The organism is Streptomyces sp. GSL17-111 (assembly GCF_037911585.1).
Lineage (GTDB): Bacteria > Actinomycetota > Actinomycetes > Streptomycetales > Streptomycetaceae > Streptomyces.
Genome location: NZ_JBAJNS010000001.1, coordinates 4,117,007 through 4,138,076, shown reverse-complemented (window position 1 = coordinate 4,138,076; position 21,070 = coordinate 4,117,007). Strand labels below are relative to the sequence as shown.

Sequence of the window (21,070 nt, the reverse complement as noted above, 5' to 3'; positions counted from 1 at the left end):
GCGGCGACGGGCGGGACGCCGCTCAGCCGGGGACGGTGACGAGGTGCTCCCCGTCCAGGGTGCGCACCTCGAAGCGGGCGATCTCGGACCGGTCGTAGGCGGCGCCGCCCACGTACAGGTGCGGTTCCTCCCAGCCGTAGCCACCGGCGGGCACGGACCACGTGGTGACCGTCTGCTCGGTCCCGTCCTTGCCGACGGCCACGAGGCCGCAGGTCTGCGGCCCGGTGACGCCGGCGAGCCGCACGGCGATCTCGGTGCCCCAGGCGCGCGGCACGGTGGAGACGGTGGCGGCGACGCGGGTGCCGGGGTCGGTGGCGGTCAGCTTGTCGCCGTCGGCGAAGACGACCTCGGCCGCACCGCGCGCCTGCGCCGGGGTGCCGTCCCGCTCGCTCCAGGCGGCGCCGGCGACCGGACCGGCGACGAGCAGGACGACGGCCGCCGCGACCAGCGCGAGCCGCCGTCCGCGCCGCCGCCGCGCGGTGGCCGCGACGTCGCGGAGCAGCCCCTCCAGCAGCCCCGGACCGGGGCGGGCGGTGAGCGTGTCGGTGTCCGGGGCGTCCTGTGCGTACTCGGCGAGCACGGGACCGAGGCCCAGCAGCTCCTCCAGCTCACGCCCGCAGGCGCTGCACACGGCCAGGTGCTCCTCGAAGCGCGCCGCGTCGGCGGGGTCCAGCACACCGATGGCGTAGGCACCGACGTCCGAGTGGTGCGCGTGCGGGTCCGCGGCGGTCATGCCGTCACCCCCTTCTCCTCCAGCGAGAGCTTCATCGAGCGCAGCGCGTAGAAGACCCGGGACCGGACGGTACCGGGCGGCACCCGGAGCACCTCGGCCGCCTCGTTCACGGTGCGGCCCTTGAAATACGTCTCCACCAGCGCCTCGCGATGGGCGTCGGTGAGGTCGGCCATGGCCTCGGAGATCGTCATGAGCCGCAGCGCGCGGTCGATCTCGTCGGCGGCCGGGATCGCCTCGAGGGGGGTGGCGTCCACCTCCTGCGGCCGGGCCTTCCGGTTGCGGTGACCGTCGATGACGATGCGGCGGGCGACCGTCACCAGCCACGGCCGCACCGACCCGGTGGCCCGCTGGAGCTGTTCGGCGTTGCGCCAGGCGCGCAGCAGCGTCTCCTGCACGACGTCCTCGGCACGGTGGCGGTCGCCGCCGACCAGGCGCAGCACGAACGCCAGCAGCGGTCCGGCGTGTTCGTCGTAGAGGGCTCGCATGAGGGCGTCGTCCTGCGACGTTCGGTCGGCCACGACGGCATCCTCACTCACAGTGCGCCCCCGGTCGATACGACGTGTGCTTTCTTGGCGCGTTCCGCGCCCACCCTTGCATACGGGCGGCGCACGCCCTCCGTTCAGCCGGTGGGCCGCGGATCGGTCACCCGGGGGCGTCGACGGCCAGGCGGTAGCCGCGCTTGACGACGGTCTGGATCAGCTTGGGCGCGCCCAGCGCGGTGCGCAGCCGGGCCATGGCCGTCTCGACGGCGTGCTCGTCGCGGCCCGCGCCCGGCAGCGCCCGCAGGAGGTCGGCGCGCGGCACCACCCAGCCGGGCCGGGCGGCCAGCGCGCCCAGCAGCGCCATCCCGGCGGGCGGGACGGGGCGCAGCTCGCCGTCGACGACGACGGCGTGGCCGCGGATCTCCAGCCACCGCCCGCCCACGGGCAACGGCCGCACCGAGCCGGGCAGTTCCGCGCACAGCAGCTGCACGAGCGGTCCGAGGCGGAAGCGTTCGGGCTGGGAGGTCGGGACGTCGTGCCGTTCCAGGACCGCCGCCGTCACGGGGCCGACGCAGGCGGGGAGCACGTCCTCGCGCAGCGCCTCCAGCACCTCCTCACGCAGTCCGCGCTCCTCCGACCGCCGCAGCAGGGACAGGGCGGCGGGGGCACTGGTGAAGGTGACGGCGTCCAGGGCCCGGGCGCGGAGGGCGTCGATCAGCCGGTCGAGCGTGGTCGGGTCCTCCGGCGGCAGCCACCGGTAGACGGGGACGGGCACGACCTCGGCGCCCGCCGAGCGCAGCGCCTCGCTGAACCCCGGCAGGGGCTCGCCGTGCAGCTGGACCGCGATGCGGCGGCCTTCCACCCCCTGGGCCAGCAGCCGTGCCCGGACCTCGGCCATCGACTCCGACTCCGGGTACCACGTCTCGGTCAGCCCGGCGGCGCGGATCGCGCCGCGCACCTTGGGCCCCCGGGCCAGCAGCTCGACGCCGTCGAGGCGGGCGAGCAGCTCCTCGCCCAGGCCCCATCCGTGGGCCGCCTCGATCCAGCCGCGGAAGCCGATGGCGGTGGTGGCGATGACGGTGTCGGGGGCGGCGGCCAGGAGCCGCTCGGTGGTGCTGAGCAGTTCGGAGTCGTCGGTGAGCGGCACGATGCGCAGGGCGGGGGCGTGCTGCACCACGGCGCCCCGGCGTTCGAGGAGCGCGATCAGCTCCTCGGCCCGGCGGGCCGCCGTGACGCCGATCGTGAAGCCCGCGAGGGGCTTGATGTCGTGCGTGGGTTCTTGCATGGGAAGTGGTCCTCGTCCCCTGGGGTCGCACACCGTGGAACCGAGCCTGCCCGTGCCGCGTGACAGGCTCGGTTCCACCGCGTTTCCCGCCTGTTACGCGGGGGTTCCGCCGTTCGTCGGGTCGTGGTCGGCGGCACCGCCGGAGTGACGGCCCCTCCCGGCGGTCCCGGTGCGGCGCCGGTGCGGCGCCGGTGTGGCGCCGGTGTGGCCGGACCGGTCAGACCCGTGCGTAGGTGGGACGCTCGTCGGCCGCGTCCGCTCGGTCGGCCGTTACCGTGCCCAAGGCCGCCGGACGTCGGCCGGTGGCGCCCGGACGGCGGAGGTAGACGGTCCAGGTGACGGCGAAGCACAGGCCGTAGAAGATCAGGAAGGCGGTGAAGGCGCTGATGCCCGTGCCGGTGGAGAGGAAGGACTGGCGGAAGGCCAGGTTGATGCCCAGGCCGCCGACGGCACCGACCGCTCCGATGAGTCCGATGGCCGCCCCCGAGAGTCGGCGGCCGTAGCGGGCGGCTTCCTCACCGGTGAGGCCGAGGGCGAGGGCCTTGGCGTGGTAGATGCCGGGGATCATCTTGTAGGTGGAGCCGTTGCCCACACCGGTGAGGACGAACAGGACGATGAAGCCGCCGAGGAAGACGGGCAGCGACTCCTGGACGGACGCCAGGATGATCACCACGGTCGCGGCGGCCATGCCGGCGAAGTTCCACAGGGTGATGCGGGCGCCGCCGTAGCGGTCGGCGAGCGAGCCGCCGAGCGGGCGGATGAGCGAGCCGAGGAGCGGGCCGATGAACGTCAGCGAGGCGGCCTGGAGAGGGGTGCGGTCGAACTGGTTCTGGAGCACGAGGCCGAACGCGAAGCTGTATCCGATGAACGAACCGAACGTGCCGACGTACAGGAAGGACATAATCCAGGTGTGCCGGTCGCGCACGGACTCCCGAGCGGCGCCGGTGTCGTTCTGCATGACGCTCAGGTTGTCCATGAACAGCCAGGCGCAGGCGGCGGCGACGACGACGAGCGGCAGGTAGATCGCCAGCAGCACGCGCGGCTGCCCGGCGCCCGCCGTGGCGATGACGGCGAGGGCGACGAGCTGGATCACCGGCACGCCCACGTTGCCGCCGCCCGCGTTGAGGCCGAGCGCCCAGCCCTTCCTGCGCAGCGGGTAGAACGCGTTGATGTTGGTCATCGAGGAGGCGAAGTTCCCGCCGCCGACGCCCGTCAGCAGCGCCACCAGCATGAAGGTCGTGTACGACGTGCCGGGCTCCATGACGACGTAGGCCGCGACGCCCGGCACCAGCAGGAGCGACGCGGCGATCACCGTCCAGTTCCGGCCGCCGAAGCGGGCGACGGCGAAGGTGTAGGGCACGCGGACGAACGCGCCGACGAGCGTGGCCATGCCGACCAGGAAGAACTTGCCGGCCGCGTCGATCCCGTACTCGGGCCCCATGAAAAGGACCAGCACCGACCACAGGGTCCATATGGAGAAGCCGATGTGCTCGGAGAGCACGGAGAAGAGCAGGTTGCGGCGTGCGATCCGGGCGCCCTTCTCCCGCCAGAACGTCTCGTCCTCGGGCTCCCAGTGATCGATCCACCGGCCTCTGCGCGGGCTGTCAGAATCTGTCCTCACGTCGCCTCCTCGTCACACGTCGTCATCGGGACCGAGAGTAGAGCGCACGGGTTTCGGGCCTGTGGCGGGACGTGACACGGGCGAAACCTCCCGCTCACCTACCCGACGGCCGCTTGGTGAGCGGGCCGGGGCAGCCCGAGCACGGCGGTGACGGCCAGCTCGTACAGGGAGCACTCGGCGCCGGGCACGGGGCCGGGACCCGCCGCGAGCAGCCGGGGCCCCTGGGCGGTCTGCACGACGGTGGCGTGCGTGAGGCCCACCTGGTGGTCGACGGCCTCCAGCGTCACCGTGACCAGTCGTCGGACGGCGCGCAGGACGTCCGGACGCAGGCCGGCCGGGGCGGGCACTTCGGGGAGGCCGTCCGTCCCGCCGGGGGCCGCACAGGGGTCTCCGCCGGGGCCCCCGCAGGCGGCGGACCGGCCCGCGGGCGCCACGCTGTGCACGGTGTGGGCGCCGCCGTAGGAGTGCGCGCAGACGTCGTACGCCGGGCCGTCGAGGCATTCCTCCACCAGCAGGGGGCCCGTCTCCGGCGCGGCGGCGAAGGGGACGGCGAGCGCCTCGGCGTCCGCAGGGGTGTGCAGGAGGCGGGCCCGGCCCGTCGAGGGGCGGACGACGCAGGGGAAGCCGGTGCGCCGGGCGGCGTCGACCAGCCCGGCCGCGTCGCACCGCTCGGCCCGCACCGGGTAGGGGGTGTAGCGGTTGGCGAGCTCCCGCAGGGCGGCCGGTTCGGTCAACGCGCGTAGCACGCCGGGCGGATTACCCGGAAGGCGCAGGATCGCGTTCGCGTAGGAGGCGTGCAGCGCGGACGCCGCGTCGAAGCCGAAGACGGACGTCTGGGGCATGCCGCTGAACGGCCGCAGCACGTTGAGCAGGCGCCGGGTGTCGCTCCAGTCGCACTCCACGGCCTCGTCGGCCTCGGCGAGGGTGCGCCGCATCCCCGGAGCCGCGAGGTCGGGGCCGACCACGAGGGTCCGGGCCCCGACCGCGCGGGCCGCCCGTACGGCCTCACCGCGGGGGTTGAGGAGCAAGGCCGTGGGCGTGGGGGGTGGCGGTTTCATCTGACGGGCCCCCGAGCGTCCGTCAGGTGGGCGCGTGCGCGCCGGATTCGGGCGTGGTCGGTGTTCGCTCCCCCGACCGCCACAAGCGTGGTCATGACGTCTCCGCTATTGGGTCGACAGGCCGACGACTGGTCAGGTCGGGCCCGTTGTCGCCCGCTGATCATCACAGGGGCGCCACACGAGTGACAGGAAATCATCAGTTCGTCGCCGACGGCAAGGGTCTGCACGCCCTCGGTGGCCGACCCGGCACACACACCGGGACGAACCACCGCGAGACCCGTGTCGGACGTGGGGCGGGGCCGCTACGCCCGCGCCCCCGGGCCGGAGGCCACCAGGTCCTGGTAGTCCTGGTGGCGGGAGAGCCACCCGGTCACGTACGGGCAGGTGGGCCGAACGAGCCGGCCCTCGGAGCGGATGGAGTCGAGGGCTCCGCGCGTCAGGTCGCTGGCGACGCCCTGCCCCTCGAACTCGGCGTCCACTTCGGTGTGGATCAGCTCCCGCACCCGGCCCCGGTCCCGGTAGGCGACCACTCCGGTGATCCGTTCGCCGAGACGGGCTTCGAACCGGTGCGGACCGGTGGCGTTGACGACATCGACGTCCACGTCGGCCTCCTTGCGTGCGTGCGCCCGCGCAGACCGCGACCCCGCACGCGCGGGGTCGCGGTGTCGGGGATTTCCGTGCCCTGCTGAAGACCGGTCCTCACGTCCCCCGCCGACGCGGCCCAGCAGCGCTCCGCCACATCTGGATCACGCCACCTCCTCACATCCTCGGGGAGGCTTGCCCTTCCAGGCTACGCCCGCCCGTCCCCCACGGCGAGGCACGCAGGGGCGCCCCGGCAGGCGCGGCGCGGGCCGACCAGGGCCAGTGGCCGGTGACCGGCTTCGGGCCCCGGGGATATGGGGGTGCGGTGGGGACTCGGGGTGTGCGAGCGTGCGGCCCATGGCACCGGAACCCCCAGCCGTACTGCGCGCGGACGCCACCGTGGGAGCGGCCCCGTGATCACCGTCCCGGCGGGCCGGGTGACGCTCTCGGACCGGCGTACGCAACGGAGTTGGACGGTGGACGTCCGGCCGTTCCGCCTCGCGCCGGTGCCCGTCACCCAGGACCTCTACGCCCGGGTCGCCGGAGCACGGCCGGCCGCCGCACAGGGCGACCGGCTGCCGGTGGAGAGCGTCTCGTGGCGGGACGCCGTCGCCTTCTGCAACGCCCTCTCGGCGCAGGAGGGGCTCGTGCCCGCCTACCGGCCGCTCCCCGGCGGGGAGCGCGTCGTCCGGGACACCGGCGCCGACGGCTACCGGCTGCCCACCGAGGCGGAGTGGGAGCACGCCTGCCGCGCGGGCACCGAGGGCCCCCGGTACGGCCCGCTGGACGACGTCGCCTGGTACCGGCGCAACGCCGGCGAGCGGCTGCCCGAGGTCGGCGGGAAGCGGCCCAACGCCTGGGGGCTGTACGACATGCTCGGCACCGTCTGGGAGTGGTGCTGGGACGTCTACGACGCCGAGGTCTACGGGGAGTACCGGGTGCTCCGGGGCGGCGGCTGGTTCGACGAGCACTGGAGCTGCCGGGCCTCCGTGCGGCGGCGCAGCCACCCCGACCTCCGCCTCGACGACGTGGGCTTCCGTCTCGCCCGCCCGGCGCGGGACGTCAGTGCGGGATCGCGTCGATGAGCGCGCGGGCACCCCGGGCGAGGAGGGCGTCGGCCACGCTGAGGCCGAGCTCGGCCGGGCCGGTGGTGGAGGACTCCTCCGCGTGCAGCACGGTCGTGCCGTCCGGGGTGAAGACGCGGGCGTGCAGGTACACCTCGCCCGACGCGGCCGCCCGGGCGTAACCGGCGACGGGGGTGTTGCAGTGGCCCCGCAGGGCGGCGAGCAGGGCGCGTTCGGCGACCATCTCCCGGGCGGTCGCCGGATCGCCGAGCGCCCTCATGGCGCTGGCCACCGGCTCGTCCCCCTCGCGGCACTGGAGGCCGAGGACGCCCGCGCCGAGCGGCGGGCACATCGTCTCGACGGGGAGGACCTGGGCGATGCGGGCGGAGGCGCCGACGCGGTCGAGGCCGCAGACGGCGAGGACGAGGGCGTCCACCCGGTCCTCGTCCAGCTTCTCCAGCCGCCGGCCCACGTTCCCCCGGATCGGCACGCGGCGCAGGCGCGGGTGGGAGGCGGCGAGCTGGGCCGCCCGGCGCACGGACGAGGTGCCGATCCGGGTGCACGACGGCAACTCGTCCAGGGTCAGCCCGCCGGGGTGGACGAGCGCGTCGCGGGGGTCCTCGCGCCGCATCCACGCGGCGAAGACGGTGCCGTCGGGGAGCGGCCGGTCGCCCGGGACGTCCTTCATGCAGTGGACGGCGACATCGGCGTCGCCGTCCAGCAGGGTGGCGTCCACCTCTCGGGTGAAGGCGGCCTTGCCGCCGAGGGTGGCGAGGTTGCCCGTCCAGCGGTCGCCGTAGGCGGTGACGGGCACGACCTTCGTCGCCGTCCGGGGGAACAGCTTCGCCAGCTCGCGCCGGACCCGTTCCACCTGGGCCAGGGCCATCGGGGAGGAGCGGGTGGCGATGCGGATCAGCTCGGGGGCCACGCCCGCAACGCTAGGCTCCGGAGCCGGCCGACGCTCCCGGACCGTGCCGAACGGGTGGTCCGCGCCGCCGCGTTCGGCCTCCGGGTGCGGCTCAGCGCCGTACCGGCCACAGCCGTGGACGACGGCGGGCGGCGACGTCCTCCGCCCAGCCGACGGCCACGATGAAGAGCGCGACGAGCGGCCAGACCAGCACGAACATCAGCGGCGGATAGAGGCTGGTCAACAGCTCGGCGTGGGTGGGCCAGACACCGGGGATGTCCCACAGCGGGTCCAGCAGCGGGATCGAGGCGATGAGCGCGATCTCGTGCCACAGGTACAGCGTCACTGCGCGGCTGTTGGCGAGCGTGATCGGTTTGTCCCAGCGGGCCAGCCGCTCCGGCAGCCGCTCCCAGGACGGACTGATCCGCAGCAGCAGGACGCAGAAACCGAAGGACCACAGGGCCTGGGCGAGCGGGATGTCGTTGAGATCCATGCCGTCGGCGCCCGGATGGCCGGCGGCCCACCACAGGCCGACGGCCATGAACAGGGGCGCGAGGGAAGGTGCGATGTAGGCGGGGATGCGTCTGAGGAGCCCGTCGTGGTGGGCGAAGCCCAGGACCCAGCAGGAGCCGAAGGTCACGAAGTCGACGACCGCGTGGCCGGTCTGGCCGGGGATCTCCACCAGCCCGGTGCCGAGCAGCGCGGTGAGGCCGAGGGGGGCGAGCAGCGTCACCCAGAGAAGCCTGCGGAAGCACCACAGCAGCAGCGGGGAGAGCAGCACGAACCAGAAGTAGGCCCGCAGGTACCACAGCGGCGCGGCCGCCTGCACGGCCCAGGTGTCGGAGAGCAGCCCGCCCTCGTCGCCGATGTGCCAGGGGAAGGGCGGGGAGCCGACGGGCACGACCCAGCACAGCAGCCGTACCCAGAACCAGACCTCCTCCCCCTTGGCCGGGCCCCAGCCCTGGTAGAAGAGCATGCTCAGGACCAGCACGCCGTACAGCCACAGGGGCAGCAGCAGCCGCCGGACGCGCCGCTTGATGACGCCGGGCGCCGGGCGCCTCAGTGAACGGGCCATCAGCGAACCGGCGAGCGCGAACATCACGCCCATCGACGGGAAGAGGAACGTCAGCCACGCCCACCCGAAGGTGTGGTAGACGACGACCCGCAGCAGCGCGAGCGCCCGCAGGAGGTCCAGGTAGCGGTCGCGCGGCGCGGCAAAGGACGCGTCAGCGGGGTGCGCGTCAGCGGGGTGCGCGTCAGCGGGCTGCGCCTCGGCGGGGGACGCGGGCACGTCCTGCGTCGGCCCCGCCCGGTGGCCGGGCGGGGGCACGGTGGCGGTCATGCGACGGGACTCGTCTCTCGCGGTTCGGTGCGGCCCCCCGCCGCCGGCGCCGCGTCGACCGCGCCGGTGCGGCGGAGCTTCTGCCAGCGCAGTCGGCCACCGGTCAGTGCGGTGATCCAGGACTGGAGGAGGACGACGTACATGAGCTGGCGGTAGAGGATCTGCTGGAGCGGCAGTGACAGCAGGTGCGTCATCTTCTCGCGGTCCAGGCGGAAGGCGTAGGCGGCGCAGAGCGCCTGGATGCCGAGGACGCCGAGCCAGGCCAGGACCGTCTTGCCGGTCGGGCCGAAGATGATGCCGTAGAGGAGGAAGACGTCGATGAGCGGGGCGAGCAGCGGCGCGACGACCATGAACGCCGACACCAGCGGCAGCCCGACCCGTCCGAACCGTCCCGAGGCACCGCGTTCGACGAGCGCGCGGCGGTGCTTCCAGATGGCCTGCATCGTGCCGTAGCTCCAGCGGTAGCGCTGGGACCACAGCTGCTGCACGGACTCGGGCGCCTCCGTCCAGGCACGGGCGTTCTCGGCGTACACGACGCGCCATCCGTCGCGGTGCAGCGCCATGGTGATGTCGGTGTCCTCGGCCAGCGTGTCGTCGCTCATGCCGCCGACGCGCTCCAGCGCCGTGCGGCGGAAGGCTCCGACGGCGCCGGGGATGGTGGGCATGCAGCGCAGCACGTCGTACAGGCGGCGGTCGAGGTTGAATCCCATGACGTACTCGATGTGCTGCCAGGCGCCGATGAGCGTGTCGCGGTTGCCGACCTTGGCGTTGCCCGCGACGGCTCCGACCTCCGGGTCGCCGAAGGGCTGCACCAGCTCGCGCACCGTGGAGGGCTCGAAGACGGTGTCGCCGTCCATCATGACGACGATGTCGTGGCTGGCGTGGGCGATGCCGTTGTTGAGGGCGGCGGGCTTGCCGCCGTTGGGCTGCCGCACGACGCGCACGCCGGGGACGGCCATGGCCTCCACCACGTCGGCCGTGCCGTCGCTGGAGCCGTCGTCGATGACGATGACCTCGACCGGGTGGTCGCTCTGCGCGAGGGAGCGCACGGTGTTGGCGATGCACTTGCGCTCGTTGTAGGCGGGGACGAGCACGGTGACCGGTTCGGTGACCGGCGGGCCCCAGGAGAAGTCGGGCCGGCGGACGCGGCGGGCGTGCAGGAACGACAGGAGGAGCATCATGGCGAAGCGGGCGAAGACCAGGGTGCCGATGACCGCGAGGAGCACGGTGAGGATGCCCATGGCGTTCTTCGAGACGGTGACGGCACCGACGAACGCCTTGCCCTTCCACAGCTCGACGCCGCTCACCTCCGTGTGGGCGCTGCGGGTGCCCAGGGCCTCGGTGAGGTTGGTGAACCGGTAGCCGCGGTCCCGGAGCTCGGGGAGCATCCGGCCGAGGGCCGCCACCGTCTGGGAGCGGTCGCCGCCGGCGTCGTGCAGGAGGACGATCGCCCCCGCGTCCTCCTCCTTCGGCATGGCGTTCTCGATGATCGCGTCCACGCCGGGACGGGCCCAGTCCTTGCTGTCGGTGTCGTTGAGGGCGGTGATGTAGCCCCGGCCACCGATGTAGCGGGTGACCTCCCACGAGTTGTTGTCCAGCGCGTACGAGTGGGAGGAGTAGGGCGGGCGGAAGAGGGAGGTGCGGATACCGGCCGCTCCGGCGAGGGAGAGCTGGTTCTGCGCCAGCTCCCAGTCGATGCGGTCCCGGGTCTGGAGGTCCAGGTCCGGGTGGTTGAAGGTGTGCAGGCCGATCTCGTGTCCCTCGTCGACCATGCGCCGGACGAGGTCGGGGTGGCGGGCCGCCATGGCACCGGTGATGAAGAAGACGCCACGGGCGTCGTAACGGGCCAGTTCGTCGAGGACCTGCGGCGTCCAGACGGGGTCGGGGCCGTCGTCGAAGGTCAGCACGATGGTGCGGTCCGGGACGCGGTGCGTCGTCGGTTCGGACCCCCGGGCGTCGATGACGGGCCCGCCCTCCAGCACCTCCTGCGGTACCTCGTCCTGCGCGGTGGGCGCGCCGACCCGGTGGTCGGCGAGGAACTCGCTGTGGACGTAACCGCGCAGGAGCATCATCGCCACGACGGCGACGAGGACGAGCGAGGGCAGCAGGTAGCGCAGCGGCAGGCGGCGCGGACCGCGCTGCCGCCTGTGGGCGGCCTTGGTCATCGGTCCGCCTGGGCGCCGTCGCCGGACTGCGACCCGTCGGGTTCGCCCGCTCCGCCCGGATCGTCCGACTCCTCGGCGGTGGGCGACGGCTCCTCCTGCGGGGCTTCGTCGTCCGGCGGCGGGTCCTCGTCGGCGGGCGTTCCGGGCTGGGTCTCCGGCTCGGGGCTCTCGGCGGGCTCCGGCTCGGCGTCGTCCTCCGCCTCGGGGGGTACGGGCGTCCGGTCGGAGGGCCGGGCGGGTTCCGGGTCGGCCGGGGGCGCGGGTTCGGCGGGCACCACGGGGTCGGCGGCGGTTTCGCGGGGCTCGGTGGCGACCTGCTCGGAGGCGGCGGGGGTGGGGCTCTCCTCGGGCTCGGCGTCGTCCGGTATGACGATCTTGTCCGAACCGGTGTCGTTCTGCCCGGAGATGGGCAACCAGGGAGCGCTGGCGTTCCCGCCCGCGAGGCTGACCCCCAGCACGACGGCGTAGCAGGCGCAGGCGATCCCGAGCAGCCAGCCGACACGGCGCAGCGTTCGCCGTCTGCGCCCGCTGCTGTCCACGAAGACAGGAGAGTTCAGGCTCATGATCTGTGTGCACCCCTCGACGACCGAGCGCTCTGCCGAGGGTTGCCCTGTAGGTGCCGTTCGCCCGCTAGGTACGTTCCGAACCGTTGCCGCGCCGGATCTTTCGCCCGGCGCCTGCCCGCCCTCAAACACCGCGTCGCGCTGAATCTACCGCACATCCCCGCACACAAGTCCGACGTATCACTCATCGGACGCGCACATCACATGACGATCCGATGACACCACGGGTCACTGCGGACTCTCAATTTCCGAGCGCCTCGTCAGCCGCGGGCAGCCAGGAATGCGGCGGACGCACGAGCCACCCCTCCCGCGCGGACAGCCGAGCCCCGGCCGTCAGCAGGGCCGTCAGCCCGGGGTGCCGCAGTCCCCGCCGCCACACCACCGACACCGGCGAGAGCGGCACCGGGTCCGTCAGCGGGCGCAGCACCATGCCGGGGACGTCGACGAACACCTCGCTCGCCAGCACGGACCAGCCCCGGCGGCGGACGACGCGGACGAACTCGGCGTCCCCCTCGATCTTCGGGAACGGCGGCGCGAGCCGGGCGCCGCGCCCGGCGAGGAGCAGCCGGGCGTAGTCCGTCCACTCGGCCGTGTCCGCGTTGCCCGCGCCCGCGTAGAGCGTCTCCCCGGCGAGTTCCGCGACGGGTACGGCCGTGCGGGCGGCGAGCCGGTGACCCTCCGGGAGCAGCACGGCGACCCGCTCGTGACGGACGAGTCGGTGGTCGACGTGCGCCCGCAGCGCGGGGTCGAGCCCGGCGACCCTCCCGAACGACACGTCGACGGCCCCGGCGACGATCCCGGCCGCCGCTCCCGCGAGTCCGCTGTGGAAGCGGGCCACGAACTCCAGCTCGGGCGCCGCCTCCCGGGCCGCGTCCAGCACCCGCTGCCCCGTGCTGACCGGCGCGGCGACGTCCACGACCAGCGGGCGGTCGCCGTCGGACGCGGCGGCGACCAGTTCGTCGTACGCCGTCAGGACCCGCCGGGCGTGCGGCAGCAGCCGTTCACCGTCGGCCGTGAGCGTCACCTGCCGCGTCGTGCGGAGGAACAGCGGCACGGCCAGTTCCCGCTCCAGGCGCCGCACGTCGCGGCTCAGCGCCTGCTGCGCCACGAACAGCCGGGCGGCGGCGCGGGTGAAGTGCAGTTCCTCGGCGACGGCGACGAACGCGCGCAGCAGCCGGGGGTCGGGGGTGTGGGGCATCGGCCCATATTGACAACACCGGTGGGTGAATGGCCAGTCATCAGGTGTTGGACGCCACCGAGCGGCCCCGGCCAGGGTGAACGCATGCCGTCCACCACCCTGCTGGCCGTCTCCGGGACCACCCTCGTCGCCGTCGACCTCGGGCCCCGGCCGCCGCGCCGCCGCCCGCGCCGGCCCTCCCGCCTCGCCCCCTACGCGCGCCTGTTCGCCCGGCCGGGCACGAAGGCCTTCACCACGGGCAACCTCATCGCGCGGATGCCGATGGGGATGTTCACCGTCTCGGCCGTCCTGATGATCGCCATGACCCGCGACTCGTACGCGCTGGCCGGTGCCGTCACGGCCGTGGGGCTCGGCGCGACGGCCGTCGTCGGCCCGCTCACGGCCCGGCTCGTGGACCGCTTCGGCCAGGCACGCGTCGCCGTGCCGGCCGTCTCGGTGGCCGTCGCCGCCCAGCTGGCGCTCGTCCTGTGCGTCCGCGCCGACGCCCCGGCCTGGACGCTCTTCGCCGCCTACGCCGCCTGTGCCACCATGCCGAACCTGGGCGGCATGGCCCGCGCCCGCTGGACGCACCTCTTCGCGGGCGACGCCGCCGCCCGGCACACCGCCAACTCCTTCGAACAGGCCGCCGACGAACTCTGCTTCATGGCGGGCCCGGTCCTCGCCACCTTCCTGTGCGTCACGGTCAGCCCGTACGCCGGAACACTGTCGGGTGCGGCGCTGCTCCTGACCGGCACGCTGATCTTCGCCGCACAGCGCCGCACCGAACCGCCCGTCGCCGCCCGGGATACCACGGCCGGACGCGGCCCCCTGCGGCGGCCGGGCATGCCCGCGCTCCTGGTGACGTTCCTCGCCACGGGGGCGGTGTTCGGCTCCCTGGAGGTGGCCACCATCGCCTTCGCCGACGCCCAGGGGCAGCGCGGGCTGGCCGGGCTCGTCCTCGGACTCCAGGCGGCGGGTTCCTGCGCCGCCGGGCTGCTGTACGGTCTCGCCCCGCCGGCCACCGCCCCCGGTCGCCGCTTCGTGGTGTGCGTGACGGCGATGGCCTGCCTCATGACCCTGCCCCTGGCCGCCGCCGGCACCGGCAGCCTCGCCGTCCTGGCCCCGGCCCTGCTGCTGGCGGGCATGGCCACGGCCCCGACGATGGTCACCGGCATGGGGATCGTCCAGGCGACCGTCCCGCCGAGCCGCCTCAACGAGGGCATGACGCTCGCCGTCACCGCCCTCCTGGGTGGCGTGGCCCTCGGCGCCGCCCTCGGCGGCTGGGCCGCGGAGCACACCGACGGGGGCACGGCCTTCACCGTGCCCGCCGCCGCCGCGCTCACGGCCGCCGTGGCGGCCGCCGTGAGCGCCGCCCTGCGGGCCCTGCGGCGCGCACGAGGCGTACGGGCCCGGCGGGCCCCGAGGGCCGCACCGGCCGGTCGGTGAACGCACGAAGGCCCTCGCCGGACGGCGAGGGCCTTCGTGGACAGTGGAGATGGCGGGAATCGAACCCGCGTCCAACGGTGCGGAGACAGGGCTTCTCCGAGCGCAGTCTGCTGTGCTTTTCTCAGCCCCGGCAGTCACGCAGACAAGCTGCCGACGGGCTCAGTCACTGTGAGATGTCCCGGCAGACCCCGTGACCGGGTCTACGCGGTGAGTTCCCTAGCTGATGCCAGGAACCGGGTCGGGAACGCACCCGGGCTGACACTTCGCAGGTCGCTGCTCAGGCAGCGAGGGCGAAGGAATCGCGCTTGGAGTTGGCGATTATTTTTTTGCGGCACATGGTTAGCGAGATCATTGCCGCGTTCCTCGGCTCGCTTCCCCTATCTCGACATCCGCTGTCGAAACCGATCATCCCCATGTTCAGTTGACAACCCCGCGAGGGGCGGACCCCGCGCGGCACTGCTGTCGCCCATCGTACGGGATCAACCCGCACGACAGCCACTGCATTCCCGCGCGCGCCCGGACCGGGCCGACGGCGCGCCTCTCAGCGGCGGGCGCGGCGGCGCGCGGCGGAGATCGCCCGCTCCGCCTCCCGGCGGTCCTGCTTCTCCCGCAGCGTCTGCCGCTTGTCGTACTCGCGCTTGCCCCGGGCGAGCGCGAGCTCGATCTTGGCCCGGCCGTCCTTGAAGTACAGCGCCAGGGGCACCAGCGTGAGGCCGCTCTCCTGGAGCTTGCCCGTGAGCTTGTCGATCTCGGCCCGGTGCATCAGCAGCTTCCGCTTGCGGCGGGCACTGTGGTTCGTCCACGTGCCCTGGCTGTACTCGGGGATGTGGACGTTGTGCAGCCACATCTCCCCTCCGTCCAGCTGGGCGAATCCGTCGACCAGGGACGCGCGGCCCTGGCGCAGCGACTTCACCTCGGTACCCGTCAGCACGAGTCCGCACTCGTACGTGTCCAGGATCAGGTAGTCGTGCCGGGCCTTCTTGTGCTGCGCGATGAGTTTGCGACCGGTCTCTTTAGCCATAGCCGGGCCATTGTTCCTCACGCCCGGGCGGCGAGGCCACTCAATACCGTCAGGCCCTTGTCCAGCGCGTCCTCCCCCTCGCCCACGGCGACGTCGGGCACGAGTCCGACGCCCTCCATCGTGCGGCCGCCCGGCGTCGCGTACTGGCCGACGGTCAGCTCCGCCACGGACCCGTCGGGCTGTTCCTGCGGCACCTGCACCGACCCCTTGCCGAACGTGGGGCTGCCGACGACCAGGGCCCGCCCCCGGTCCTGGAGAGCCCCGGCGAGCAGCTCGGCCGCGCTCATCGAGCCCCCGTCGACCAGGACCACCAGCGGACGCTCCGTGTCACCGCCGCGCTCGGCGTGCAGGGCCCGCTGGCCCTCACCCTCGCCGTAGGTGGCCACCAGACCGCCGTCGAGGAAGACGGAGGCGGCCTCGGTGGCCTCCAGCAGCAGCCCGCCCGGGTTGCCGCGCAGGTCCAGCAGGACGCCCTGACCGGGCGGGAGGGCTTCGACGGCCTCGCGCAGCGCCTCGCCGGCGCCGCTGGTGAAGGCGCTGACCTTCAGCCGGGTGATCCCCTCGGACGGGTGCGCGACGGTCACCGGGTCCGTCGCCAGGCGGGCCCGCTCCAGCAGCTCGGCCCACGCGTGCTGCCCGCGTGCCAGCCCCAGCTCGACGGCGCTCCCGACCGGGGCCGCCTCCTCGTCCCCGCGCAGCCGGGCCACCACCTCGGTGACGGGCAGCCCGGTGACGTCGCGGCCGTCGATCGTGCGCAGCCGGTCACCGGGACGCACACCGGCGTCCTCGGCGGGGCTGTCCGGCGTCACCCGGGCGACGACCACGCCGTCACCGGCACCGCGCACCGCGATGCCGACGCCCACGTAGCGGCCGTCCAGCGCCTGCCGCAGCCCCTCGTACTCCCGCGCGGTGTACGCCGCCGACCAGCGGTCGCCGCTGCGGCTGACGGCCTCCTGCGCGTCGTTCGCCCCGCGGGGCTCGGCGACGGCGCCGACCGGGGCCCCGGGGCCTTTGCCGCCGTCGTCCCCCGGCGCCTGGTCCGTGGTCCAGGAACCGGTGGCGAAGCCTGTCAGCAGCACCCCCGCGAAGACCAGCGGCAGTGCAGCCCCGCGGCCGATGCGGCGGGGCTGGACGAACATCCACGAGCCCGACATGAGGCGGAGTCTAGGACAGCACGGGCCGAAGCACGGCGGCTTGACCGTACGGCGCCCGCGTTCTATCTCACACCCGGTTCACACGTTGAGGTACTTGCGCAACGTGAGGAAGGCGGCCAACGACGGCATCAGCAGACCGACGCCCACGACCCACGGCAACTGCTGCAGGACGGCGTCGTAGCCCACGAAGTTGACCACCTGGATCTGCTCCGCCAGGAACTGGTCGATCAGCGCGTACTTCCCGAGCAGCAGCATTCCGCAGGCCAGAGCCGCGCCGATCAGCCCGGCGATGGCCGCCTCCAGGATGAACGGCATCTGGATGTAGAAGCTCGACGCGCCCACCAACCGCATGATCCCCGTCTCGCGGCGGCGGCTGAACGCCGAGACCCGCACCGTGTTGACGATCAGCAGCATCGCCACCACGAGCATCAGCGCCATGACGAAGAGGGCGGCCTTGTTCATACCGTCGAGCAGGCCGAACAAGGGTTCCAGCAACGCCCGCTGGTCCTGGACCTCCTGCACGCCGGCCCGGCCGCCGAAGGCGCTGGCGATGACGTCGTACTTGGTCGGGTCCTTGAGCTTGACCCGGAAGCTCTCCTGCATCTGGTCCGGAGTGAGCGACGAGGCGAGCGGAGAGTCCTTGAACTGCTCCTGGTAGTGCTTGAACGCCTCCTCCTTCGGCTCGTAGTAGACCTTCTCGACGACGTCCAGCTTCTTGAGGTCCGCCTCGATCTCCCGCTTCTGCTGGCCGGTGACGGCGCCCCGGTCGCAGTGCTGGGGGTCGTTCTCCGCGTCGTTCTTGTTGCAGAGGTAGATCGCGACCTGGACCTTGTCGTACCAATAGCCCTTCATCGCGCTGACCTGCTGGTTGGCGAGCAGCGACGAACCCAGCAGGGCGAGTGAGATACCGACGGAGACGATCACCGCGAAGGTCATCGTGAGGTTGCGGCGAAGGCCGGTGAAGATCTCCGACAGAACGAACTGGCCGCGCATGGCGTCCTTTCAGTGCTGATAGCCGTAGACGCCACGCGACTGGTCGCGCACGAGACGGCCCTGTTCGAGTTCGATCACGCGCTTGCGCATCTGGTCGACGATCTGCTGGTCGTGGGTCGCCATGATGACCGTCGTACCGGTGCGGTTGATGCGGTCGAGCAGCTTCATGATGCCGACCGAGGTCTGCGGGTCCAGGTTGCCCGTGGGCTCGTCCGCGATCAGCAGCATCGGCCGGTTGACGAACGCGCGGGCGATGGCGACACGCTGCTGCTCACCACCGGACAGCTCGCCCGGCATCCGGTCCTCCTTACCGCCCAGACCCACGAGTTCCAGGACCTCCGGAACCGTCTTGCGGATCTGGCCGCGCGACCTGCCGATCACTTCCAGGGCGAAGGCGACGTTCTCCCCCACCGTCTTGTTGGGCAGGAGCCGGAAGTCCTGGAACACCGTGCCCAACTGGCGCCGCATCTGCGGCACCTTCCAGTTGGACAACCGGCCCAGGTCCTTGCCGAGGACGTGGACCTGGCCGTGGCTCGCCCGTTCCTCCCGCAGCACGAGCCGCAGGAAGGTCGACTTGCCGGAACCTGAGGAGCCCACGAGGAAGACGAACTCACCGCGCTCGATCTCCAGCGACACGTCGCGGAGGGCGGGGCGGGCCTGCCTCGGGTACGTCTTCGAGACACTGTCGAATCGGATCACTGATTTACACCACGTCGGCCTGGGTAGAGGGGCATCGGGGGCCGCGGTGCGGCTCCTGTGTCAGTGGGCTGACCCTACGCGAAGCGGTCGTCACGCGGCAGCCCGGCTCCGGTTTTGCGCACGTATGCGTCGGCGGACGAATCCTGGCAGAGTGGAAAGCGGAGCAACCCTTGGGGAACGAATCACTCCGCGAGGGCGTTGGCGCGAAAGAGGAGGAGATCGCATGACATGCGACCGACTGGTGTGCGCCAACTGCGCGGGTCCGGTGAACGAGGCCCGCTGTTCCGTGTGCCGAGCCCAGCGGGCGCGCCAGCACCGGGACGGCCTCTCGGCGGCGCTGACGCCCGCCATGCTGCTCGCGCTCCTCGTGGCCCTGCTCTCCGTGGCCCTCGCGGCCCGGGAGATGGCCTTCTGACAACGGTCGGCCCGGCCCGCACGACGCGTCGCCGCTGACGCCGGGCCGCGCACACGGCGACCGGAACACCGCGAGGGCCCGGACACCCTGGGTGTCCGGGCCCTGTGCGCGGTGTGACACCGCCCGTGGATCAGGCGGCCGCGCCGTTGCGGGTCATCAGCCGGGGCAGCATGCGGAAGCCCACGCCGCCGGCGATCATCGTCGCGGCGCCGACGAGCAGGAACGTCGTCTCCGCCGCACCGGTCTCGGCCAGCTCCTCGCCGCCACCCTGCGGGGTGGCCGGCTGCTGCGGCTGCGGCTTCTGCTCGGGGGTGGTGATGTCCTCCTGGGCACCACCGGTACCCTGCGGCTGCTCGCCGCTGCTGCCACCCGCACCCTGCGGCTCGTCACCATCGGTGTCGCCGGTGTCACCGGAACCACCGTTGTTGCCCGAGCCACCGTTGTTGCCCGAGCCACCGTTGTTGCCGGAGGCACCACCGTCAGCCGCGCCACCGTCAGCGCCACCGTCAGCCGCCCCGCCGTCGGCGCCACCGTCGGCCGCGCCACCATCGGCACCACCGTCAGCCGCCCCGCCGTCGGCGCCACCGTCGGCCGCGCCACCATCGGCACCACCGTCGGCCGCGCCACCGTCAGCGCCACCGTCGGCACCGCCGTCAGCCGCGCCACCGTCAGCGCCACCATCGGCGGCACCGCCGTCAGCACCGCCGTCGGACGTGCCGCCGTTGGTCTCGGGAGTCGGGTCGCCCGGGTCGTCCCCGCCATCGGCCCCTTCGATGACCTCGACGTCGAGGTCGATCAGGCTGTCGCCGTCCTGCGTGGCGACGCTCTCCCCCGTGCCGCCGTTGCCCCCGGCGGCCTGCGCGACGCCGGCGACGGTCAGCGAGGCACCGGCGGCGAACACCGTCCCCGCGATGACCCGTGCCACGCGCACTCGCGTCTTGGAATTGGTCACTACCAACTACCCCCAGTAGCTCTTCGTCATGGAGCAGCGGTACCGGGCGCTCATGGTGCCGGGGACCTTCAGCACGGGAGCCCACGGCCACTTCGACGGACCGGGCTTCCCACGCGCCCCCTCATCTGCACACGTCCCTGACACACGCCTGCTGAGCGAACAGCTTTCCCAGTTTTCACAGCAGCGTCAAGCGACGGCCGGACGAAATGTCCGGCTGCAACGACCACTTGTCGACAATGACGGGCCGGTGTGAGCCATGCAACACCCGCCCGCCGTACCGACCGTCAGCTCGCCGGGGACTCCTGCTGCTTGCGCCAGCGAATACCGGCCTCCAGGAACCCGTCGATGTCGCCGTCGAGTACGCCCTGGGGATTGCCCACCTCGTGGTCCGTCCGCAGGTCCTTGACCATCTGGTACGGCTGGAGGACGTACGAACGCATCTGGTTGCCCCAGGAGTTGCCGCCGTCGCTCTTGAGCGCGTCCATCTTCGCCTGCTCCTCGGCCCGGCGGTGGGCCAGCAGCCGGGACTGGAGCACGCGCAGCGCCGCGGCGCGGTTCTGGATCTGCGACTTCTCGTTCTGGCAGGAGACGACGATCCCGGTCGGGATGTGCGTCATCCGGACCGCCGAGTCCGTGGTGTTGACGGACTGCCCGCCGGGGCCCGAGGAGCGGAACACGTCGACGCGGATCTCGTTCTCCGGGATGTCGATGTGGTCGGTCTGCTCCACGACGGGCATCACCTCGACGCCCGCGAAGGACGTCTGGCGGCGGCCCTGGTTGTCGAAGGGCGAGATGCGCACCATCCGGTGCGTGCCCTGCTCGACGGAGAGCGTGCCGTACGCGTAGGGGGCCTTCACGGAGAAGGTGGTGGACTTGATGCCCGCCTCCTCCGCGTAGGAGGTGTCCAGGACCTCCGTGGGGTAGCCCCGGCGCTCCGCCCAGCGCAGGTACATGCGCTGGAGCTGTTCCGCGAAGTCCGCGGCGTCCACGCCGCCGGCCTCGGCCCGGATGCTGACCATGGCCTCGCGCTCGTCGTACTCGCCGGAGAGCAGCGTGCGGATCTCCAGCTCCTCGACGGCCTTGCGCACCGTCGCCAGCTCGCTCTCGGCCTCCGCGCGGGCGTCGGCGTCGTCCTCGCCGTCGGCCAGTTCGAAGAGCACACCGGTGTCCTCGATCCGGCTGTGCAACTCCTCGACCTTGCGCAGCTGGCCCTGGAGGTAGGCCAGCTTGCTGGTGACCTTCTGCGCGTTGTCGGGGTCGTCCCACAGCGAGGGGGCCGCCGCCTGCTCTTCGAGCACGGCGATGTCGGCCCTCATCTTGTCGAGGTCGATCACGGCCTCGATCGACTCCATGGTCGAGGCGAGGGACTTCAGCTCTTCGGATACATCGACGACTGCCACGCCCACCAGCC

General features: G+C 72.8%; 20 protein-coding genes and 1 other RNA gene. 3 read left to right on the top strand and 18 right to left on the bottom strand.

The features are described 5' to 3' along the window. Positions 1–22: 22 nt before the first annotated feature. The 6 genes from V6D49_RS18460 to V6D49_RS18435 all read right to left on the bottom strand — a co-directional run bounded on the left by V6D49_RS18460 (position 23) and on the right by V6D49_RS18435 (position 5,781). Positions 23–733: a zf-HC2 domain-containing protein gene (locus tag V6D49_RS18460; RefSeq protein WP_340561188.1), complete on the bottom strand. Its 711-nt coding sequence runs from the start codon at positions 731–733 to the stop codon at positions 23–25. Beyond that, on the bottom strand, positions 730–1,269 hold the full coding sequence (locus V6D49_RS18455) for a sigma-70 family RNA polymerase sigma factor (RefSeq protein WP_445330546.1): 540 nt from the start codon (positions 1,267–1,269) through the stop codon (positions 730–732). Before V6D49_RS18455 ends, V6D49_RS18460 begins: the two co-directional genes overlap by 4 nt. Positions 1,270–1,375: 106 nt before the next feature. After that, entirely contained in the window at positions 1,376–2,500 is a 1,125-nt protein-coding gene (locus V6D49_RS18450; RefSeq protein WP_340561184.1) for a uroporphyrinogen-III synthase, read from the bottom strand. A gap of 217 nt (positions 2,501–2,717) precedes the next feature. Further along, complete coding sequence (locus V6D49_RS18445; RefSeq protein ID WP_340561182.1) at positions 2,718–4,121, bottom strand: nitrate/nitrite transporter; 1,404 nt, start codon at positions 4,119–4,121, stop codon at positions 2,718–2,720. A gap of 98 nt (positions 4,122–4,219) precedes the next feature. Beyond that, the gene (locus V6D49_RS18440; RefSeq protein ID WP_340561180.1) at positions 4,220–5,149 is read right to left on the bottom strand and encodes a hypothetical protein; all 930 of its coding nucleotides are present in this window, start codon (positions 5,147–5,149) and stop codon (positions 4,220–4,222) included. 332 nt (positions 5,150–5,481) lie between these two features. Further along, positions 5,482–5,781 (bottom strand): GNAT family N-acetyltransferase, encoded by a 300-nt coding sequence (locus V6D49_RS18435; RefSeq protein WP_340561178.1) that lies wholly within the window; start codon positions 5,779–5,781, stop codon positions 5,482–5,484. 393 nt (positions 5,782–6,174) lie between these two features. Between V6D49_RS18435 and V6D49_RS18430 the strand changes: the two genes are divergently transcribed. Then, complete coding sequence (locus V6D49_RS18430) at positions 6,175–6,846, top strand: formylglycine-generating enzyme family protein (protein WP_340561176.1); 672 nt, start codon at positions 6,175–6,177, stop codon at positions 6,844–6,846. Here V6D49_RS18430 and hemC read toward each other — a convergent pair. The 5 genes from hemC to V6D49_RS18405 form a co-directional block, all read right to left on the bottom strand. Further along, positions 6,824–7,753 carry a hydroxymethylbilane synthase gene (hemC, locus tag V6D49_RS18425; RefSeq protein WP_340561174.1) on the bottom strand — a complete coding sequence of 310 codons (930 nt, stop codon included), beginning with the start codon at positions 7,751–7,753 and terminating at the stop codon, positions 6,824–6,826. The genes V6D49_RS18430 and hemC overlap by 23 nt on opposite strands. Positions 7,754–7,844: 91 nt before the next feature. After that, positions 7,845–9,074 (bottom strand): acyltransferase family protein, encoded by a 1,230-nt coding sequence (locus tag V6D49_RS18420; protein ID WP_340561172.1) that lies wholly within the window; start codon positions 9,072–9,074, stop codon positions 7,845–7,847. Next, positions 9,071–11,239, bottom strand: a complete 2,169-nt coding sequence (locus V6D49_RS18415; RefSeq protein ID WP_340561170.1) for a bifunctional polysaccharide deacetylase/glycosyltransferase family 2 protein — start codon at positions 11,237–11,239, stop codon at positions 9,071–9,073. Before V6D49_RS18415 ends, V6D49_RS18420 begins: the two co-directional genes overlap by 4 nt. Next, the gene (locus V6D49_RS18410; RefSeq protein WP_340561168.1) at positions 11,236–11,802 is read right to left on the bottom strand and encodes a hypothetical protein; all 567 of its coding nucleotides are present in this window, start codon (positions 11,800–11,802) and stop codon (positions 11,236–11,238) included. Before V6D49_RS18410 ends, V6D49_RS18415 begins: the two co-directional genes overlap by 4 nt. 241 nt (positions 11,803–12,043) lie before the next feature. Further along, a complete protein-coding gene (locus V6D49_RS18405; protein ID WP_340561166.1) occupies positions 12,044–13,000 on the bottom strand; it encodes a LysR family transcriptional regulator in 957 nt (318 codons plus the stop codon). An 84-nt stretch (positions 13,001–13,084) separates the two neighbouring features. Between V6D49_RS18405 and V6D49_RS18400 the strand changes: the two genes are divergently transcribed. Continuing rightward, positions 13,085–14,425, top strand: a complete 1,341-nt coding sequence (locus V6D49_RS18400) for an MFS transporter (RefSeq protein ID WP_340561164.1) — start codon at positions 13,085–13,087, stop codon at positions 14,423–14,425. A 41-nt stretch (positions 14,426–14,466) separates the two neighbouring features. On the opposite strand, the gene ssrA is transcribed toward V6D49_RS18400, so the two are convergent. The 5 genes from ssrA to ftsE all read right to left on the bottom strand — a co-directional run bounded on the left by ssrA (position 14,467) and on the right by ftsE (position 18,292). After that, positions 14,467–14,838: a transfer-messenger RNA gene (gene ssrA, locus V6D49_RS18395) on the bottom strand. Between the two features lie 128 nt (positions 14,839–14,966). Then, on the bottom strand, positions 14,967–15,446 hold the full coding sequence (smpB, locus tag V6D49_RS18390; protein ID WP_191208164.1) for an SsrA-binding protein SmpB: 480 nt from the start codon (positions 15,444–15,446) through the stop codon (positions 14,967–14,969). Between the two features lie 17 nt (positions 15,447–15,463). Next, positions 15,464–16,600 (bottom strand): S41 family peptidase, encoded by a 1,137-nt coding sequence (locus tag V6D49_RS18385; protein WP_340561162.1) that lies wholly within the window; start codon positions 16,598–16,600, stop codon positions 15,464–15,466. A gap of 78 nt (positions 16,601–16,678) precedes the next feature. Continuing rightward, positions 16,679–17,593 (bottom strand): permease-like cell division protein FtsX, encoded by a 915-nt coding sequence (gene ftsX, locus V6D49_RS18380; protein ID WP_340561160.1) that lies wholly within the window; start codon positions 17,591–17,593, stop codon positions 16,679–16,681. Positions 17,594–17,602: 9 nt separating this feature from the next. Continuing rightward, positions 17,603–18,292: a cell division ATP-binding protein FtsE gene (gene ftsE, locus V6D49_RS18375; RefSeq protein ID WP_191208167.1), complete on the bottom strand. Its 690-nt coding sequence runs from the start codon at positions 18,290–18,292 to the stop codon at positions 17,603–17,605. A 223-nt stretch (positions 18,293–18,515) separates the two neighbouring features. Between ftsE and V6D49_RS18370 the strand changes: the two genes are divergently transcribed. Next, complete coding sequence (locus V6D49_RS18370; RefSeq protein WP_340561158.1) at positions 18,516–18,707, top strand: hypothetical protein; 192 nt, start codon at positions 18,516–18,518, stop codon at positions 18,705–18,707. 130 nt (positions 18,708–18,837) lie between these two features. Here the strand turns inward: V6D49_RS18370 and V6D49_RS18365 are convergent, their stop codons facing one another. Both V6D49_RS18365 and prfB read right to left on the bottom strand, forming a co-directional pair. Beyond that, positions 18,838–19,632, bottom strand: coding sequence for a hypothetical protein (locus V6D49_RS18365; RefSeq protein ID WP_340561156.1), 795 nt, complete (start codon positions 19,630–19,632; stop codon positions 18,838–18,840). A gap of 311 nt (positions 19,633–19,943) precedes the next feature. After that, positions 19,944–21,059, bottom strand: coding sequence for a peptide chain release factor 2 (prfB, locus tag V6D49_RS18360; RefSeq protein ID WP_340561154.1), 1,116 nt, complete (start codon positions 21,057–21,059; stop codon positions 19,944–19,946). Positions 21,060–21,070 lie beyond the last annotated feature (11 nt).

Coding starts and splice junctions, on each gene's coding strand:
- V6D49_RS18450 (WP_340561184.1), bottom strand. CDS start 2,500: ATGCAAGAACCCACGCACGACATCAAGCCCCTCGCGGGCTTCACGATC.
- V6D49_RS18405 (WP_340561166.1), bottom strand. CDS start 13,000: ATGCCCCACACCCCCGACCCCCGGCTGCTGCGCGCGTTCGTCGCCGTC.
- V6D49_RS18460 (WP_340561188.1), bottom strand. CDS start 733: ATGACCGCCGCGGACCCGCACGCGCACCACTCGGACGTCGGTGCCTAC.
- V6D49_RS18410 (WP_340561168.1), bottom strand. CDS start 11,802: ATGAGCCTGAACTCTCCTGTCTTCGTGGACAGCAGCGGGCGCAGACGG.
- V6D49_RS18420 (WP_340561172.1), bottom strand. CDS start 9,074: ATGACCGCCACCGTGCCCCCGCCCGGCCACCGGGCGGGGCCGACGCAG.
- V6D49_RS18385 (WP_340561162.1), bottom strand. CDS start 16,600: ATGTCGGGCTCGTGGATGTTCGTCCAGCCCCGCCGCATCGGCCGCGGG.
- V6D49_RS18370 (WP_340561158.1), top strand. CDS start 18,516: ATGACATGCGACCGACTGGTGTGCGCCAACTGCGCGGGTCCGGTGAAC.
- V6D49_RS18415 (WP_340561170.1), bottom strand. CDS start 11,239: ATGACCAAGGCCGCCCACAGGCGGCAGCGCGGTCCGCGCCGCCTGCCG.
- ftsX (WP_340561160.1), bottom strand. CDS start 17,593: ATGCGCGGCCAGTTCGTTCTGTCGGAGATCTTCACCGGCCTTCGCCGC.
- smpB (WP_191208164.1), bottom strand. CDS start 15,446: ATGGCTAAAGAGACCGGTCGCAAACTCATCGCGCAGCACAAGAAGGCC.
- V6D49_RS18400 (WP_340561164.1), top strand. CDS start 13,085: ATGCCGTCCACCACCCTGCTGGCCGTCTCCGGGACCACCCTCGTCGCC.